The organism is Rhodococcus sp. 2H158 (assembly GCF_053764755.1).
In genome coordinates this window covers 121,847-139,121 of record NZ_JBSNCE010000008.1, presented here as the reverse complement: position 1 = coordinate 139,121, position 17,275 = coordinate 121,847, and the positions used below count along the sequence as shown (strand labels likewise).

Genomic DNA, 17,275 nt, shown 5'->3' with positions numbered 1-17,275 from the left:
GCCGCAGTACGACTAGCGCGCTCGGGGGATGGGTACTCCGTCCGTACCGATCCATGTCGTGGGGAAGGGGCCATGACAGCTGAGAACCAGGGCGACCGAACCGACGTCGACAAGGCGTTGCTCGGGCACGCCACCTATCGCAGCCTCGGCGAACAGCGGCTCTCACCCGCCGAGGAGCGGTTCGAGAAGGGCCGCCGCACGATTGGGCTGTTTCTCGCGCCGCTGATTGCGATCGTCTTCCTCGCCCTGCCGATCGACATACCGCCGCAACAGCAGACGTTGGCCGGCGTGCTGCTCGGCGTCATCCTGCTGTGGGTGAGCGAGGCGATGCCGATCCCGATCACCGGGCTGCTCGGTGTGGCGGTCGTGGTCTTTCTGGGGGTGGCGCCGGCCGACGAAGTCCTCGCAGCATTCGGGTCGTCGACGATCTTCACTTTCATCGGAGCGTTCATCCTCGCTCAGGCGATGCTCAAACACGGCGTGGCGCGTCGGTTCGCGTTCCGCATCCTGACCCTGCCGCGTGTGGGCCAGTCCACCACCGGGGTGATCATCGCATTCGGCGCGATCACGTGCGGGCTCTCGGCCTTCGTATCCAACACCGCGACCGTCGCGATGCTGCTGCCCACGGCGCTGGGCATCCTCGGCGTCATCGCGAAGCTCATGCAGAACCGCGGCGTCGTCGCACCCGACTTCGACCCGCTGCGTGTCCGGGTGGGGGCCGCGATCATGCTGATGCTTGCGTACGGAGCAAGCGTGGGCGGCCTGTTGACGCCGGTCGGGAGCCCTCCCAACCTCATCGGACGCGGGCTCATCGAGGAGGCCACGGGGGAGCGGATCAGCTTCGGGCAGTGGATGGTGATCGCCATCCCGATCTGTCTGTCGATGTTCATCGCGCTCGCCGTCATCCTGCTGCGCCTGAACAAGCCCGAGATCCGACGTATCGAAGGCGTCGCCGACTACCTGGCGCAGCAGCGCGCGGAAATGGGTCCGCTGTCTCGTGCCGAGAAGAATACTCTCATCGCCTTCGGAGTCACGGTGACGCTGTGGATCCTGCCCGGTGTCGTCGCGGTGATCGCCGGCAACGACTCGGACCTCTACAGCACGATCAGCGACCGACTCGACGAGGGTATGGTCGCGGTCTTCGGGGCGGCGTTGCTCTACCTTCTGCCGACCGATTGGGAGAATCGCGAGTTCACGCTGCGCTGGCGAGACGCAGCGGAGATCGACTGGGGCACGATCGTGCTGTTCGGCACCGGCATCATCTTCGGCTCCCTGCTCGCCGACACCGGCCTCGCCGAGACGATCGGCACATCCGTCGCGGACTCGCTGGGCCTGACGAGCGTCGTCGCCATCACGGTCTTCGCCGTCGTGCTGGCCATCGCCGTATCGGAGACGACGAGCAACACGGCGTCGGCGGCGGTCGTGGTGCCGATCGTGATTCCGGTGGCGGTGGCGGCCGGTGTCAACCCCTTCGTGCCGGCGCTCGCGGCCACGTTCGCTGCGTCGTTCGGCTTCATGCTTCCGGTCTCGACGCCGCAGAACGCCGTGGTCTACGGCTCCGGGGCCGTCCCGATCACCACGATGATTCGAAGCGGGGTGGTCTTCGACATCGTGGGTGCGATCCTGATCATCGTTCTCCTGCCCTTGACGATCGCCCTGGTCGGCCTCGGCGCTGCATGATCGAACACACCGTCGTCGCGAAGGTCGACCTCCGGAGACTGCACGCGACGGTGGTGGTCATCGATGCCGCGATGCGGTTGCGGGTCCGTGGGTGTAGTCGTCGGTGCGGTGGATGTGGATGCCGTTGGCGTGCAGCTTCGGTAGGGCAGCGCTCGCACCTCGTTCAGGAGGCCGGGGTCGTCGTTGCCGAGGGAGGCGATCGCTGCGTGCCGCGGCCCTTCCACCCGAAAGAGCCTGAGTGAACGGCCCGGAGCGATGCCGGTCGCCGTGGGATAGTGGGCCTGTCGAGCGAGTACAGGGAGCAGGCCCACATGCACGAATCGACCGGGAGATGACGATGAGCGGACCGGTGATCGACCCCCGCCGCCACGACGCGGTGATCTTCGACCTCGACGGGGTGGTCACCGACACCGCGGCGGTCCACGCCGCGGCGTGGAAAGAACTCTTCGACCGGTATCTCTCGCGTCGTCCCGAACGCGACGGCGAGGAGCATCGCGAGTTCACCGACGAGGACTACCGCAAGTTCGTCGACGGCAAGCCGCGCGTCGACGGCGTCGCGGATTTTCTTGCCTCGCGCGGAATCACGCTGCCGTGGGGGGAACCCGACGACGGCCCGGACGTCGAGACCGTGTGCGGGCTCGGTGCCCGCAAGGACGAGATGTTCCGCGAGCGCATCCACCGCGACGGTGTCCCGGTGTTCGAGTCCAGCGTCGATCTCGTGCGCCGGGTGCAGAGCCTCGGGCTGGGCACCGCGGTCGTCACCTCGAGCCGCAACTGCACGCTCGTGCTCGAGGCCGCCGGGCTCGCCGACTTGTTCGGCGTCCGGGTCGACGGCGTGGTCTCCGACGAACTCGGGTTGCCCGGCAAGCCCGATCCGGCGGCGATGCTCGAGGCCGCCCACCGGCTCGGGGTCCACCCGGCCCGGTCCGTCGTCGTCGAGGACGCGGAGGCGGGCGTCGCCGCGGGCCGGCACGGCGGGTTCGGTCTCGTCGTCGGTGTGGACCGGGTCCATCATCGCGACGAACTGCGGCGCCGCGGCGCCGACGTGGTGGTCGACGACCTCGCCGAGCTGGCGGTGCGCACCGGCGACCGGCGCATGTCGGAGATCCCGGATGCGTTGGCGTCGTTCCAGCAGCTGACCGCCTTGCTCGGCACACGCCGGCCCGCCGTCTTCCTCGACTTCGACGGCACGCTCTCCGAGATTGTGAACGATCCCGCGGCCGCCACGCTGGTCGACGGTGCGGCGGCGGTGCTGTCTTCCCTGGCGAGCGAATGCACCGTCGCCGTCATTTCGGGACGCGACCTCGCCGACGTGCAGACCCGGGTCGGTCTTCCGGGCCTGTGGTACGCGGGAAGCCACGGCTTCGAACTGATCGGCCCCGACGGGCAGCACCAGCAGAACGACGCGGCCCTGGCCGCCGTGCCCTACCTCGAGCGGGCCGCCGCCGCTCTGCAGGAACGGCTCGACGACGTGCCGGGCGCGGTGATCGAACACAAGCGGTTCACCGTCGCCGTGCACTACCGCAACGTCGCTCCGGACCGCGAGGAGGGACTCGTCGCCGCGGTGCACGAGGTCGCCGCCGCCGAGGACCACCTCCGGGTCACGACCGGTCGCAAGGTCGTCGAGATCCGCCCCGACGTCGACTGGGACAAGGGCCGGGCTCTCGAATGGGTGCTCGAGCACGTGCGCGACGAGCACAACCCGATCCCGGTCTACATCGGTGACGACATCACCGACGAGGACGCATTCGACGCGCTGGCCGGCACCGGACTCGGAATCGTGGTGCGCCACACCGAGGACGGCGACCGTCGCTCGGCGGCACAGTTCTCGGTGGACGATCCCGAACAGGTCCGGCGGCTGCTGCAGCGGCTCGCCGAGCTGTGGGGCGAGGACCAGGAGGTCGGCCCGCGCCACGACGCCTGGACCCTGTACTTCGAGGGCTACGATCCGCCGGCCGAGAAACTGCGCGAGGCCGTGTGCACGGTCGGCAACGGGTACTTCGCCACTCGTGGCTGCGCCCCCGAATCCCGTGCCGGTGCCGTGCACTACCCCGGCACGTACGCCGCCGGGATCTTCAACCGCCTGACGGACGAGGTGGCGGGCCGCACCATCGACAACGAGAGCATGGTGAACCTGCCGAACTGGCTGCCGGTCACCTTCCGCATCGACGGCGGCGAGTGGTTCGACATCGACTGCGTCGAAGTGCGGGAGTACTGCCAGTACCTCGATCTGCGTCGGGCCGTGCTCACCCGGCGGTTCCGATTCCGCGACGGTGCGGGCCGCACGACGACGGTCGTGCAGCGCCGGTTCGTCGCGATGCACCAGCCGCACGTGTGCGGCCTCGAGACGACGATCGTCCCGGAGGACTGGTCGGGGCGGCTCGAGATCCGGTCGGAGGTCGACGGCGCGGTCCGCAACACGCTCGTCGAGCGCTACCGGCACCTGGCCGGCGATCATCTCCGATTGCTGCACACCGCCCGATTGTCCGAGGACTCGGTGTGCCTGACGGTGCAGACCAACCAGTCCCGCATCCCCGTCGCCGTGGCGGCTCGCAGCACGCTCTGGCGCGACGACGAACGGATCCCCGCCGAGTACACCCTCCTCGACTCGGGCGGGCGGGTCGGGCACATCATCGCGCTCGATGTCGCGGCCGGGGAGCCCGTGACCCTGGAGAAGATGGCCACCCTGTTCACCGGGCGTGACCAGGCGGTGTCCGAGCCGTCGGAGGAGGCCGCGCGCTGGCTGGCCCGCACGGGGCGCTTCGAGGAAACGCTCGAGGGGCACGTACTCGCCTGGGTGCACCTGTGGGACCGCGTGGACATCTTCCTCGGGGGCGACGGCGAAGGCCTGCGGATAGTGCGGCTGCACCTGCTGCAGATGCTGCAGACGCTGTCGCCGAACACCGCGGATCTCGACGTCGGCGTTCCGGCGCGTGGCCTGCACGGCGAGGCGTATCGAGGGCACATCTTCTGGGACGAGCTGTTCGTGCTGCCGGTGCTGAATCTGAGGTTGCCGGGGTTGACCCGTTCGCTCCTGCGCTACCGCCACCGCCGCCTGGACGAGGCCCGCCGCGCGGCGCGGGAGGCGGGTCACAGCGGGGCGATGTTCCCGTGGCAGTCCGGCAGCGACGGCCGCGAGGAGAGCCAGCAGGTGCACCTCAATCCGAAGTCGGGACGGTGGAATCCCGACGCGAGCTGGCGCCAGCACCACATCGGGGTCGCGGTCGCGCACAACGTGTGGCAGTACTACCAGGTGACCGGGGATCTGGGGTTCCTCGCGGAGTACGGGGCCGAGATGCTGGTGGAGATCGCCCGGTTCTTCGCCGATCTCGCCACGTACGACCGCGCCCGCGACCGGTACGTCATCCGCGGCGTCATCGGCCCCGACGAGTTCCACTCCGGCTATCCCGACGCGCCCTTCGACGGGATCGACAACAACGCCTACACCAACGTCATGGCGGTGTGGGTGATCCTGCGCGCGCTCGAGGCGCTGGAGATCATCCCGCTGCGGATCCGCACCGAACTGGTCGACACCCTCGGTCTGACCGCTCGCGAGACGGCGCGTTGGGAGGACGTCAGCCGCCGCATGTTCGTGCCCTTCCACGATCAGGTCATCAGCCAGTTCGAGGGGTACGGGGACCTGGCCGAACTCGACTGGGAGGGATACCGGCGCCGGCACGGCGACATCCAGCGTCTCGACCGGCTCCTCGAGGCCGAGGGCGACGACGTCAACCGCTACCGCGCGTCGAAGCAGGCCGACGTGCTCATGCTGTTCTACCTGCTGTCGGCGGACGAACTGCGGGAGCTGTTCGAGCGGCTCGGCTACCAGCTGACGGGCGAAACCATCCCGCGGACGATCGACTACTACATGGCGCGGACGTCACACGGGTCGACGCTGAGCGCGGTGGTCCACTCGTGGGTTCTGGCCCGGGCGCATCGCGGTCAGGCCATGGAGTTCTTCGACCGGGTGCTGGCGTCCGACATCGCCGACATCCAGGGTGGCACCACCTCGGAGGGGATTCATCTCGCGGCCATGGCCGGCAGCGTCGACCTGCTGCAGCGTTGCTTCTCCGGGCTCGAGGCGCGGGGGGACCGCCTGGTCTTCGGCCCGGAGTGGCCGGAGGAACTCGGCGCGCTCGAATTCCCGATCTTCTATCGGGGGCACCACCTGCAGGTGCGGATCTCCGGTCGGCAGGTCGAGGTCAGCGCGGGTGCGGGCATCCAGCGTCCGATCGAGATCGAATGCCGCGGCCGGGTCGAACGCCTGCATCCGGGCGACACGGTCCGGATGCTCTGACGGTCCGGCAGTCGGCTAGAGCGGGCTGTCGAGCCACGAGTAGTCGACCCCGATCCAGCCGCCGGCCAGGCTGAGCGTGCCCAGCAGCCACAGCGTCATGACCACGACCGCGCCGGTCGTGAGCGCTCCCGCGCCCCGCACCACCAGCGACTGCTGCCCGAACCAGTGCATGAACCGGTCGTAGCGGCCCCGCGCGAAGTGCAGCAGCCGGTGAGCCCAGGCGAACTCCGAGGCCAGGATCCCCAGGCCGGCGAAGACGATCAGCCAGCCCGGGCCGGGGTAGGGGATGGCCACGATGCCGGCCAGGAACACGAGTGTTCCGAAGGTCCCGACGGTGATGCGGTACGTCAGATTCAGCGACGGGCGCGTCTCGATGCGCCGGCGCCAGCGGAGCCACCGCTGCTTCAGCCGACGCAACGGGGATATGTGGGTCCGGGCCCCGACCCGGTCGGGCGCAACCGCGTGCCGAATCCGTCCTTCACTCACGATCTACCGAGCCTGCTTCTCGTCATACCTGGGTGCCGTGCACGGCAGGGTCGTCTTCCAGTCTACCGACGACCCGCGGGTACGGCGGGGCCCCGGAACGCGGACCCGCACGTCGCGGGCCGCTGCGACCCGTGTGGTCAGGCTGCCGCGGCGTCCGTCGGGGTGGGATTCGCGGCGGTGAGCCGGTCCAGGTAGGCGGTGAAGACGGTGCCGAGGGCGACCGCGGTCTCGATCGTGTCGAGCCCCCGTATCGCCGCCACGAAGGACTCGTAGACGATGGCCGCTGCCTGCGACGGGAACAACCCGCCCTCGTCGGCGGTCAGCACCCGCACCGCGTCGTCCACGCTGCCTTCCACCGCGCCGGCCACCGATCCGTGCAGCGGCACCGCGGCCGCCGCGGCGATCAGGGCGTCCGCCAGCGCGGAGGAGGGGAACGCCACCGCAGCCGGAGCGATCACCCGACGGAACATCGTTACGTTCGCCATGTCGAACCTCCCGTGGAATCTCCCGAGCCGTTCTGTCGAGTGGTACCCGTGCGGGCACGCTGTACACAGTGCCCGAGGGGACCGACAAGTTCGGTGGCGGCGAGCGACTCGTCACGCCGCCAGGACGCGCCGGGCATCGGCACGTCCGGCCCGCATGAACTCCGGCCAGTCCCGGGTGCCGATGAACTGCCGGTAGAAGCCGACGCCCCGCACCTTCTCGTACGGGACCGGCTCGATCATCGTGACCCGCGACGCCGAGCGCAGCCGCGCCAGGTTCTCCCGCGCCAGCTCGACCTGTTGGGACGTGCGCACCTGACCGGCGATGTAGAGGATGCTCGCGCGGCGCTCGGCCCAGCCGGTGGCGTCCTCGCCTTCGAAGCCGGGTGGGTAGAAGCCGTTGACGGCGAGGGTGACCTCGCACGGCTGCTCGAGGTCGAGCAGCGGGTGGACGGGGAAGATGTCGACGATCCCGCCGTCACACCAGTGGAATCCGCCGAGCTCGACGGGCGCGACGAACAGCGGCAGCGCGACCGCCATGTGCACGGCCCGGGCCACGGGCAGGTCGGGATACGTTCGTGGCCCGAGGTATTCGAGCCGGTTCTGTTCGATGTTCCAGATCGGCGTGTAGGCGGGTACGGGCATCGCGGCGAGTGTCATGTCGCCGAGCAGGCGCCGGTACGTGGCCTCGATCGCATCGCCGCGCAGGATGCCGGCGAATCCGCGGCCCACCGTCGGTGCGACGGCGAGCAGCCGACGCCAGTCGACGTCGAGATAGTCCTCGGGATCCAGCGCGAGGGTGAACTCTGCGACCTCCTCGGCGGGGACTCCCGCCGCGATCGGGAAGCCGAACAGTGCGGAACCGGAGCACAAGGAGATCACCGCCGGCCGGATCCCACCCTCCTCCATCGCCCGGGCCACACCGACCAGAGACGCCAGCGCTCCGCTGCCCCCCGTCGCGGCCACCGCGATCCGGTCGCCCTTCTGCAGCCGGACCCGGAAGGGCTCGAACCGGGGAAACGGGTGCAGTTCCCGGTCCGGCGGGCCCGACGGCCGCTGCAGGGCCGCCCGCGTGACGTCGACGAGGAAACCGGCGTCGCTGCGCACGCCTTCGACCACGTCACGACCGCGGGAGAGGAGGTCGAAGTACTGGCGCACCCGGAAGATGTCGAGGACGGTGTCGAGCATGCCTCGACTGTGCGCGCGTGCCACACCGCGGGCCAGGGTCCTCGGTCCCGAATCCGTGCGGAATGCCCGCCGCGGTGCGGCGGTGGGCTAACGGCCGCGCAGCGGCTACCGGCCAGGGACGCGGCCCGGTTGGGCCGCGGTGCGGAGCTGATAGCGCCGTTCGGCGTAGTCCAGGTCGTCGCGCCACAGCCGGGTGGCCGTATGCCGCATGAGGGGGCGGAGGGCGGCGGCGGCGCGCCGGGTGGCGATGCCGAACCCGGGGCGAGGGGAATCGGCGACGACGGCCTCGACGATCGCGGTCCGGGGCCGCCCGTCCGGTCCGGCGCCGAGGGGCGTCGCGTGGGTCTCGACCACGCTGCCCACGCCCTCACCCGACACGATCCGCATGACGACGGTGCGCGGCTCCGGGCTGGTGAATTCGGCGCGCACCGGCACACCGATCCGGCCGGCGACCCGGAAGGTGACGTCGACGAGGAACCGGTCCTCGCCGTCCGCCGTGCCGCGGGTGGAGGGCGCCTCGACCACCTCCAGGCGGGCGAACGAATACGGGTGGAACCAGGCGCCGTGCCACGGGTCGAGGCGGTTGGCGACGATGTCGGCGGGTTCGCACACACCGACGAGGGTGGCCACCGCGGCGATGCGGGACTCGGCGGTCGGGCGCGCCGGGACGATCGGCAGTTCCGTCGGCTCCTCGCCGCCGACGTGATCGAGACGGACCCACACGAGCACCCCGTCGTCGTGGCTGGGGAAGGGCTTCCAGCCGTAGGCGCCGTCGGCGTCGAGGCGCAGCCCGTGCCAGCGGCAGACCAGCCCGCCGCAGTCCACCGCGGCCAGCGCCATCGGGGCGCCGAGGTGGGGGCAGGCGCCCGGGCCGACGAGCACCCGGTCGCCGTCGCGCCAGGCGACGAGCTCGATGCCGGCGATCGTGATGCCGAAGGGCCGGTCCGCGCCGATCTCACGGCCGGCCGCCACGACGTACCAGTTGCCGGACGGCCGGCGCTGGGCGCGGTCGAGGACGGCGGAGATCAGCTCGGGCCGTGCCCCGCGGTAGGTGGGTTGCTGCGCGGCCCAGCGGTCCGGGTCGATGGGCCGGACGGGCCAGGTGTCGGGCCAGCGCCGGTACAGCGGATCGAGCACGCTCATGCGGGGTGCCTTTCCAGGGCGGCTAGCCGGCGCAGGACGGGTGAACGGCCCTGCGTGGGCACCGTGTACAGGTCGTGGCCGGCCACACCCCATTGCGCGAGAAGGGAATTCGCGGCGTGCCACCCGGTGGTGGCCGCGCGTTCCATGAGGGCCACCGGCAGGTCGATCCGGATGCCGTCGCCGGCGAGCATCAGCCGCTCGTGCGGGGTGCGGACGGTGGGCCGTCGCGCGAAATCGCCCACCCCGAACAACGGGCAGTCCTGGCGCCAGAGCGTGCGTTCCTCGACGACGCGGGCCGCGGCGGTCTCGGGATAGATCGCGTGCAGGCGCGCGAGCACCTGGGCGCACACGTCCTCGGGCGAATGTGCCCCGCCGACAGCGTCTCCCGTCGCGGCGTACGCGTGCAGTTCCACGACCGAGCCGCCGGTGCGGCGAGTCCAGGCCCGGGCCTCCTCCTCGTAGCGGTCGAGCACGCTGACATTGTCGAGCGGGCGCAGGCCGCCGGTGCCGAGAAATGCCGGGCGGTCCGCGGCGACGGGACGGTCCAGCCACAGACGCTGCACCAGGAACGGGGGCGCGGAACGCAATCGGTCCACCCGGGAACGCCATCCGGGATCGCCGAGATCCGGCGAGGCGTCGACGAGGGCGCGCAGTCCGGCCACATCGAGCGCGAGGACGAGGCCGTCGGCGTCGATGCTGCCGCCGGTGTCGTCGTGGACGCGGAAGGTCCGGGTACCTCCGAGTTCGACGCCGGTCACCGCGGTGGAGGTACGGATGCGCGCGCCGTGTCCCGCGAGGTACCGGCCGAGCGGCTCCCACAAGGTGGTGTCGAAGTTGCCGGTGGCCACGTCGAAGAGCAGTCCCTCGGCGGAGCCGAGGAAGTAGATGTGGAACATCGTGGCCAGCTCGGCGGCCGACATGCCGGTCGGGGGAGCGAAGAAGCTGCGCGAGAACACCTCGAACGCCAGGTGGTTGGCCGCCTCCGGAAAGCGGATGCGCTGCAGGAATGTCTGTGCGTCGACGTCGTCGAGCCGGTCGTAGATCTCCGGCACGGACACGGTCGCCAGCGGGGCCGCCGCCCGCACGTCGATGCGCACCAGGTCCTGCAGCCGGAACGTGGGGCTGCGCAACGCGAACACCAGCGCGTTCCACGGAGGGGTGTTCGGGATCCCGCGAAAGGTGTCGCGCCGGCCCTCGCCGTCGATGAGCGGATAGTCGTCGACCGCCGTCAGCCGCTGCAGATCCGGGTCGGTGCGGCGCAGCAGCCGGCGCAGGTTGTAGTACTGCCGGAAGAAGGCGTGGAACCCGCGGTTCATCGCGATCCCGGTGCCGTCGTCGAGCCGTTCGTGCCACCCGCCGACCCGCCCGCCGAGGTGAGCCTCGCGTTCGAGCACCTCGACCTCCACGCCGCGCTCGGCGAGGGCGGTGGCGGCGGTCAGCCCCGCGATGCCCGCGCCGACGACCACCACTCGGGGCCGCTGCGGCAGATGCCCGGTGTCCGGCGCACCCCGAGAGGCGGCGTGGTGGGCGATCCGCCGATCGCTGCCGACGACACCGTTCATATAGCTGCCCTCCTGCGGCGCCGGTCCGAATCCGGCCGTCCTGGTCGAACAGTGGCGAGGCCGAGCCTACCGTGGCAAGGCCCCCGGCGACGGCCGACGCGGTCAGGCGCCGAGCCGGGCCGCGTGCGACGCGACGGCCTCGAGATGCTTGTCCGCGGTGCTCAGATCCAGGTGGGCGTCGCTGAGGCCGTCGATGACCTCCCGCAGGTTGGCCTCGGCGGCGGCGTCGTCCGGTACCGGATCCACCAGGTCGAACGCCTCGGCGAGGGAGCGCACGCGCCGGTCCAGGGCCTGCAGATCCGTGCGTAGTTCGGCGACCTGCCGGAGGAGATCGTTCATCGTGCTCCCTCCCCGTGCTGTGCGGCCGGCGACCGTCCGGGCGCGAACATTCGGCCGCACGCTCACGGTAAGCCGGAACCGGGGACCTTCGAGGCGGAACGGGCGGTCCGGGAAGTGACGTCACGAGATAGGCTCGACTGGGCGCGTGTGTCGGCGAGCGCATGCGGCAACCGGGTGAAGACGAAGGCAGTGGAACGGCTGAAGTCCCGGAGGGCGTGGACTTCTCCGGGGCGCGTAGCCGACACCGGGTGGGAGAAAGGTGAAGAGAACCGCCGGGCGACCCGATCCTGATTCTCGGAGACTCGCCGTGGTCCGGCCTGGCGGACTGGTCGCCCGAGCAAGCCGAATCGTACTTCGCGAATCGTGAGGCGCACGGGTTCAACGCATCGACAATCTCTGCGGTCGCCGTCCCCGACAACGGCGGGCCGAGCGAGGAGGGAGCGACCTTCGACGGCATCCGACCGTTCGTCGACGGCGACATCACGGCGTGGAACGAGCGGCACTGGACACGTGTCGACGAGTACCTGCGGATCGCCTGCCGGCACGGGAACACGCTGTTCCTCTACCCGATGGACGGGTGGAACATTTCCGACGTGTTCGCGTCGGCGACTCCCGAACAGGCCGCGGTCTACGGCCGGATGTTCGCCCAGCGATACGCTCGGTTTCCGAACATCGTCTGGATGACCGGCGGGGACTACTCTCCCGAGACAGACGATCCCGCTGCCGGTTCCGAATCCGACCACGTGTTGCGCGGCATGCTCGAAGGGATCAGGGCGGCCGGCTCGGACAGGCCGTTCTCGATACAGCTGGGACCTCAGAAATCGCTCTCGACGGACAACCCCTTCTGGGAACCGTTGGTGGACTGGAACTTCGTCTACACATATCTGCCGACGTACAGGGCAGTACTGGACGGTTACGAGCGACCGGCGGGCGCCAGGGACCCGCGTCCCGCCGTCTTCTCGGAGGGAAACTACGAGGGCGAGAACAACCAGCCCGACACGGCGCCGACAACCGACGAGACCCTTCGGCGCCAAGCTCTGTGGGCGTTGACCTCCGGATCACCGGGGGAGTTTCGTGGCTCCGACGACTGGGAGTTCCGAGACGGCTGGGAATCGCGCCTCGACACACCCGCCGTCACGCAGCTCGAGGCCATTCGCGATCTGTGGGCGTCGTGGGCCTGGTGGCAGTTGGTGCCGGACGTCGACGAGCCGTTCGTCCTCGACGGGCGAGGCACCCGATCGGCGGACGACGAGATGGTGGACGTCCTGGCCGACGACTACGTCACCGCTGCACGCACCCCGGACGGCTCGCTCGCCGTCGTCTATGTGCCGACGCAGCGCACGATCCGGCTCGACCGTGCGCTGATTCCGCCGGGCGCGACACTCGGCTGGATCGATCCCGCCGATGCCGCCGCGTCTTCGCTGCCGGCGGAGATCGATCGGGACGGAAACGTGGCCACCCCGGGGACGAACGTCGACGGCGACCAGGATTGGCTCCTGGTGGTCGAGGCGTGAACGGGGAGGCCGGGTCGGCGCGTCAGATCATGATGGCGGCGATGGCTACGGCCACCAGAACGGACGCTGCGACTGCCAGCCCGAGAAGCACCGAACCGGTGACGGCGACCGCCATGGCTGCCGCCACCACGCACGCACCTGCCGCCGTGCCGGACGTGTGCCGGAGACGCGAGTAGGACTCGCCGGCGTCGTCGTCGATATCGGTCCGTAACCGGTGCCGACCCTCGCATGTATGGACCACTGATGTACCCCCTGCCGTACCACAGTGTGATCGCTCTCACATTATGCACTTATATGTATCGCATCACAAAACGATTTCGCCGGTCGAACGCGTATCCGGATCGTCGCGGTGCTCCTCTCGTCCCCTGTTCGTGCACCGAGGGTGTGAATTCCGTCCGGGCTGGGTATCGGATACGGAGTCGGCAGGGAAGGAGACGGGCGTATGGAGACGGAACGACAGGGCGGCAACGACGAGCCCCTGGTCGCGCACCCCGTGGTGGCTTTCGTGCTGGACGGCATGCTGGTGCTGGCCGTGGCCGTGGTGGGGATGTGGATGTTCGGTTCGCTCCTGTGGGCGGCACTCGGCGGGGCGTTCTGCGCGGCCACGCACCTGCTGTGCCGGGCCACGGGGAACTGCGGTGCGCCCTCGCGCTCCGCGGTCACGCAGCCGGAGAAGCAGAAGTCGGTCCTGGTGGCCACGGACGTCCAAGCCGAGGTCGCACAGGCGGCCTGACGCTCGGTCCCCGGCGGGTTCGAGTCGCACGCTCACGACGCGTCCTCGCTGCGCGAGTTCGTCGGTCACGGGTGCCGATCCCTTCCCCGGCAACGATGTTCCGAACGTTACCGGAGGTCTCCGGCAGCAGAGAGGACACGGAACCGCCTCCGCGGGGCGTCGTCGCGGCCTATCGTAGGCGTGCGGATCTCGTATGGGAGGACCCATGACCGAACCGGTGTTCGAGGAGTCGCAGGGCGCGGGCGGACCGCCGCAGTTCGAGGGACTGCGCGCCATGTTCGTCAACTGCACGCTCAAACGGTCGCCCGAGACCAGCAACACGCAGGGGTTGATCGATCGCAGTGTGGCGTTGATGGAACGCGAAGGCGTCACGGTGGACCAGATCCGGGCCGTCGACCACGACATCGCGACGGGCGTGTATCCCGACATGACGGAGCACGGATGGCCGAGCGACGAATGGCCGCAGTTGTTCGACCGGATCCTCGCCGCGCACATCCTCGTCATCGCCGGGCCCATCTGGCTGGGTGACAATTCGTCGGTCACCAAGAAGGTCGTCGAACGTCTCTACGGCTGTTCCTCGCTGCTCAACGAGCACGGCCAGTACGCGTACTACGGCCGCGCGGGCGGTTGCCTGATCACCGGCAACGAGGACGGCGTCAAGCACTGCGCGATGAACATCCTCTACAGCCTCCAGCACCTCGGATACGTGATCCCGCCGCAGGCCGACGCCGGCTGGATAGGGGAGGCCGGCCCGGGTCCCTCGTACCTCGATCCGGGGTCGGGCGGCCCGGAGAACGACTTCACCAATCGCAACACCACGTTCATGACCTACAACCTCATGCACACCGCCGCACTACTCGTGCGAGCCGGTGGCTTTCCCGTGGGTGGCAACCAACGATCGCTGTGGGACGCCGGGTGTCATCCGTCGTTCGAGAACCCCGAGCATCGGTGATGCCGGCGCAGATCGGCGAGCGTGGCCCGAGGGCTGTGTGGTGCGCGGTCCTCCCGCTCGCGGTGCTCGTAGCCACAGGCTGTGGGGCGACGGGCGAGAGCTCCTACGATGTCGTCCCGGCGTCGGAACCTGCGGTGACCACGGCCGGAGAGCCGACGGTGATCACCACGGCGAACGGCCCCATCGGTGAAATGCTCTTCGACCGGAGGGACCAGGCGATCTACATCTTCGACCGGGAGGCAAGCACGGTCCCCGATTGCTACGGCGACTGTGCCGTGGCGTGGCCGCCGGTGCTCACCGTCGGTGCTCCCGTCGCGGCCGGAGACGCCGACCAGGGGCTGCTGGGCACCACGTCGCGCTCCGACGGGACCACCCAGGTCACCTACGCCGGGCACCCGCTGTACTTCTATGCCGACGAGGAGCCCGGACAGGTGCTGTGCCACAAGGTCGAGGAGTTCGGCGGCCTGTGGCTGGCGATAGACGAGGCCGGCGTGCCACTCCCGTGACCGGGGTGACCGTCCGGTGGTGTTCTACCGTCGCCCGAGCGAACGTGAGCGGGTACCAGGAGTGGCGGATGCGAACCATTCGAACCCGCGATATCGGGATGAGCGAAAGATGCCTTGTGGCGCAGCGTATCTCGCGCGACGGTCCTCGTTCGGTGAGGGGCTTCCGCGGACCGTAGCCTCCGCGTCGAGTGCGGCTACCAGTACTGATGCCGTCTTCCGTCGGTGTCGGCGACGAATATGACCGCGTCGGCGCCGTCCAGGTCTGCCGGGCCCAGCGGGATGTGGCCGGGCACGAGCGGTTCGCCCGTGCCGATCGACGGGGCAAGCGCGGCGCGCAGGGCCGGTGCCGGGAACAGGGCGCGGCGGGTGGTCGCCTCGGCCAACACGCCTTGGAGGGTGCCCGGATCGCTGGCGGGGTTGGCGTCGGAGGCCAGGAACACATAGCGCTCGCCGAGGGTGAGCCCGACGAGCGCGCCGGCGCTTCCCCAGCTCACCTCGTCCTCGCCGACCGGCATGTGGGACTGCGCACGCTGGAGGTGAACGTTGTGCGCGAACACCAGGCTCGGCCCGCGTCGCTGCTCCTGGGCGACGATCGCGAGCAGGTTCTCGGCCATCATCTCGGAGCGCAGGCTGAGCAAGGTCGCGATGCGATCGGGTGCGGGACTGGCCATGGCGGCGTGATAGCGCAGCAGGCCCTGGGCGGTGCGCGCGTGCGCGACGGCGTGGTCGTAGCCGGTCGGGTCGGCGGGGCGCAGGCCGGGTGCCGCGCGGCGCAGCGCGCTGGCGAGGTCGTCGGCGACGATGCGCAGGGCGCGAGCGCGATCGGAGTCGCCGATGGACGCTGCCGGGTCGAACATGGCCGCCTGGTTCGTCCAGTCCGCGTCCTCGCCGAGCAGCGCGTCGAGGTCGCGGACCGATGCGGGCCGCAGCGCCGCGGGCAGGTAGTCGTTGGCCGAGGACAGTGCGCGTCGCGGGCTCGGCGCACCGGCGAACTCCAACGGCGCGTCGAAGCCGTGGAAGCGAACCCGATCCTGCGGCGCGCGGCCGGCATTGTGGGCGCGGAGCCATTCGACGAGTTCGCGGTTGCCCGGCACGGCGCCGAACCCGTGGCTGAACCCGGTCGCGAGCACCGTGTCGATCTCCGCCGTTCCCCCGGTCACGTAGTCGTCGACGACGGACGCGGCAAAGACATCGGTCTCCAGCACGATCGACCGGTACCCCCGTTCGACGAGGTGACCGAGGAGTTCGTTGCGCAGTAACGGGAACGCCTCGATCCCGTGGGTCGGCTCGCCGAGTGCGAGCAGGGTCGGCGGTTCGGTCCGCGTGGCGAGCAGTTCGTCGAGGGCGCGGCCCAGGCTTGCCGGGTCGTCGAGTTGGCGGCCGATTCCACGCAGTGCTGCGGCAGTAGACATGAACACCCCTTTCGGAAGGAACTGCCCTCGACGATATCGTTGAAGAATCAAGTGAAACTTCCGCGATTCCGACCAGGAATCCGGAGGTGGAAGCCTCAATCGGAGGTGCACGTTGCGACCCATCGACCTCGCCCGGGAACACGGGTTGTCCGCACAGGCGATCCGCAACTACGACGACGCGGGCATCCTCCCGCCGGCCGAGCGCAGCGAGACCGGCTACCGGCGCTACACGACCCTGCACGCGCAGGCTCTACGCGCCTTCCTCGCGTTGCGCGGTGGCCACGGACACCAGCAGGCAACGGACATCATGCGCGCAGTCCACCGCGGCGACACCGAGTCCGCCTACCGGCTGATCGACGCCGCGCACGTCGCGCTGCTCGCCGAACGCGGCACCCGCACCGAGGTCGCAACGGCCCTGGGCGCCCTGTCCACCACGGCACCGACTGCTGTCCGCGGTCGACCGCTGACCGTGGGCGAACTCGCCCGCCGACTCGGCGTGCACCCGGCCACGCTGCGCACCTGGGAGACCCAGGGCATCCTGCGCCCCGACCGCGACCGGGCAACGGGCTATCGCGAATACGGACCGGACTGCGTGCGCGACGCCGAGATCGCACGGCAACTGCGCCAGGGCGGCTACCCGCTGTCCCAGGTCACCCGGTTCCTCGAGTCGCTGCGCACGGCGGGCGGGGCGGACGCGTTGACCGCCTTCCTCGGCTCCTGGCAGGACCGGCTGACCACGCGCAGCCGCAACCTTCTCGCCGGCGCGGCCCAGCTCGATACCTACCTCACCATGCTCGATCGGACACAGCAGGGGTGGCCGACGACGTAGTGAGGGCAAGGGCCGGATCCTGGGACCATCCGCGCAATGCTGCCCAGGAACTACACCGCGCGCCCCGGTGAACGCGCTTGCGAGCTCGTGGGCGACGCGGCTGAACGCGGCGGGAAAGACCAGGATCGGGTGTGTGGACGGCGTCGGGACGA

General features: G+C 70.0%; 13 protein-coding genes and 1 pseudogene. 7 read left to right on the top strand and 7 right to left on the bottom strand.

What is annotated here, in order from left to right:
* Positions 1-72 precede the first annotated feature (72 nt).
* Together ACWPOB_RS09985 and otsB are read left to right on the top strand one after the other, a co-directional pair.
* Positions 73-1,680: an SLC13 family permease gene (locus tag ACWPOB_RS09985; RefSeq protein WP_072634247.1), complete on the top strand. Its 1,608-nt coding sequence runs from the start codon at positions 73-75 to the stop codon at positions 1,678-1,680.
* A gap of 337 nt (positions 1,681-2,017) precedes the next feature.
* Positions 2,018-5,977, top strand: coding sequence for a trehalose-phosphatase (gene otsB / locus ACWPOB_RS09980; RefSeq protein ID WP_455400710.1), 3,960 nt, complete (start codon positions 2,018-2,020; stop codon positions 5,975-5,977).
* A 15-nt stretch (positions 5,978-5,992) separates the two neighbouring features.
* Here the strand turns inward: otsB and ACWPOB_RS09975 are convergent, their stop codons facing one another.
* The 6 genes from ACWPOB_RS09975 to ACWPOB_RS09950 form a co-directional block, all read right to left on the bottom strand.
* Positions 5,993-6,394 (bottom strand): TIGR02611 family protein, encoded by a 402-nt coding sequence (locus tag ACWPOB_RS09975; RefSeq protein ID WP_455400709.1) that lies wholly within the window; start codon positions 6,392-6,394, stop codon positions 5,993-5,995.
* A 206-nt stretch (positions 6,395-6,600) separates the two neighbouring features.
* Positions 6,601-6,948: a hypothetical protein gene (locus ACWPOB_RS09970; RefSeq protein WP_455400708.1), complete on the bottom strand. Its 348-nt coding sequence runs from the start codon at positions 6,946-6,948 to the stop codon at positions 6,601-6,603.
* Between the two features lie 111 nt (positions 6,949-7,059).
* A complete protein-coding gene (locus ACWPOB_RS09965) occupies positions 7,060-8,133 on the bottom strand; it encodes a patatin-like phospholipase family protein (RefSeq protein ID WP_455400707.1) in 1,074 nt (357 codons plus the stop codon).
* Between the two features lie 105 nt (positions 8,134-8,238).
* The gene (locus ACWPOB_RS09960; protein WP_455400706.1) at positions 8,239-9,276 is read right to left on the bottom strand and encodes a DUF5914 domain-containing protein; all 1,038 of its coding nucleotides are present in this window, start codon (positions 9,274-9,276) and stop codon (positions 8,239-8,241) included.
* Positions 9,273-10,838 (bottom strand): FAD-dependent oxidoreductase, encoded by a 1,566-nt coding sequence (locus ACWPOB_RS09955; protein ID WP_455400705.1) that lies wholly within the window; start codon positions 10,836-10,838, stop codon positions 9,273-9,275. The genes ACWPOB_RS09960 and ACWPOB_RS09955 overlap by 4 nt, the downstream gene beginning before the upstream one ends.
* Before the next feature lie 102 nt (positions 10,839-10,940).
* Complete coding sequence (locus ACWPOB_RS09950; protein WP_100057792.1) at positions 10,941-11,177, bottom strand: hypothetical protein; 237 nt, start codon at positions 11,175-11,177, stop codon at positions 10,941-10,943.
* A 275-nt stretch (positions 11,178-11,452) separates the two neighbouring features.
* Here ACWPOB_RS09950 and ACWPOB_RS09945 point away from each other — a divergent pair.
* From ACWPOB_RS09945 to ACWPOB_RS09930, 4 genes and pseudogenes are all read left to right on the top strand, one after another.
* A pseudogene (locus tag ACWPOB_RS09945) lies at positions 11,453-12,691 on the top strand (apiosidase-like domain-containing protein); the annotation flags it as partial.
* 442 nt (positions 12,692-13,133) lie between these two features.
* Entirely contained in the window at positions 13,134-13,424 is a 291-nt protein-coding gene (locus ACWPOB_RS09940) for a hypothetical protein (RefSeq protein WP_455400704.1), read from the top strand.
* 205 nt (positions 13,425-13,629) lie between these two features.
* Positions 13,630-14,376 (top strand): flavodoxin family protein, encoded by a 747-nt coding sequence (locus ACWPOB_RS09935; protein ID WP_455400703.1) that lies wholly within the window; start codon positions 13,630-13,632, stop codon positions 14,374-14,376.
* Positions 14,377-14,510: 134 nt separating this feature from the next.
* A complete protein-coding gene (locus tag ACWPOB_RS09930; RefSeq protein ID WP_455400702.1) occupies positions 14,511-14,882 on the top strand; it encodes a COG4315 family predicted lipoprotein in 372 nt (123 codons plus the stop codon).
* Between the two features lie 194 nt (positions 14,883-15,076).
* Here ACWPOB_RS09930 and ACWPOB_RS09925 read toward each other — a convergent pair whose 3' ends face one another.
* A complete protein-coding gene (locus ACWPOB_RS09925; RefSeq protein WP_455400701.1) occupies positions 15,077-16,294 on the bottom strand; it encodes an erythromycin esterase family protein in 1,218 nt (405 codons plus the stop codon).
* Between the two features lie 112 nt (positions 16,295-16,406).
* On the opposite strand from ACWPOB_RS09925, the gene ACWPOB_RS09920 reads away from it, so the two are divergent.
* On the top strand, positions 16,407-17,123 hold the full coding sequence (locus tag ACWPOB_RS09920; RefSeq protein WP_455400700.1) for a MerR family transcriptional regulator: 717 nt from the start codon (positions 16,407-16,409) through the stop codon (positions 17,121-17,123).
* Positions 17,124-17,275 lie beyond the last annotated feature (152 nt).

What these genes read in the sequence shown, in the direction of transcription:
- ACWPOB_RS09965 (WP_455400707.1), bottom strand. Translation starts at nt 8,133, where the DNA reads ATGCTCGACACCGTCCTCGACATCTTCCGGGTGCGCCAGTACTTCGAC.
- ACWPOB_RS09970 (WP_455400708.1), bottom strand. Translation starts at nt 6,948, where the DNA reads ATGGCGAACGTAACGATGTTCCGTCGGGTGATCGCTCCGGCTGCGGTG.
- ACWPOB_RS09950 (WP_100057792.1), bottom strand. Translation starts at nt 11,177, where the DNA reads ATGAACGATCTCCTCCGGCAGGTCGCCGAACTACGCACGGATCTGCAG.
- ACWPOB_RS09925 (WP_455400701.1), bottom strand. Translation starts at nt 16,294, where the DNA reads ATGTCTACTGCCGCAGCACTGCGTGGAATCGGCCGCCAACTCGACGAC.
- ACWPOB_RS09985 (WP_072634247.1), top strand. Translation starts at nt 73, where the DNA reads ATGACAGCTGAGAACCAGGGCGACCGAACCGACGTCGACAAGGCGTTG.
- ACWPOB_RS09960 (WP_455400706.1), bottom strand. Translation starts at nt 9,276, where the DNA reads ATGAGCGTGCTCGATCCGCTGTACCGGCGCTGGCCCGACACCTGGCCC.
- ACWPOB_RS09935 (WP_455400703.1), top strand. Translation starts at nt 13,630, where the DNA reads ATGACCGAACCGGTGTTCGAGGAGTCGCAGGGCGCGGGCGGACCGCCG.
- ACWPOB_RS09955 (WP_455400705.1), bottom strand. Translation starts at nt 10,838, where the DNA reads ATGAACGGTGTCGTCGGCAGCGATCGGCGGATCGCCCACCACGCCGCC.
- ACWPOB_RS09940 (WP_455400704.1), top strand. Translation starts at nt 13,134, where the DNA reads ATGGAGACGGAACGACAGGGCGGCAACGACGAGCCCCTGGTCGCGCAC.
- otsB (WP_455400710.1), top strand. Translation starts at nt 2,018, where the DNA reads ATGAGCGGACCGGTGATCGACCCCCGCCGCCACGACGCGGTGATCTTC.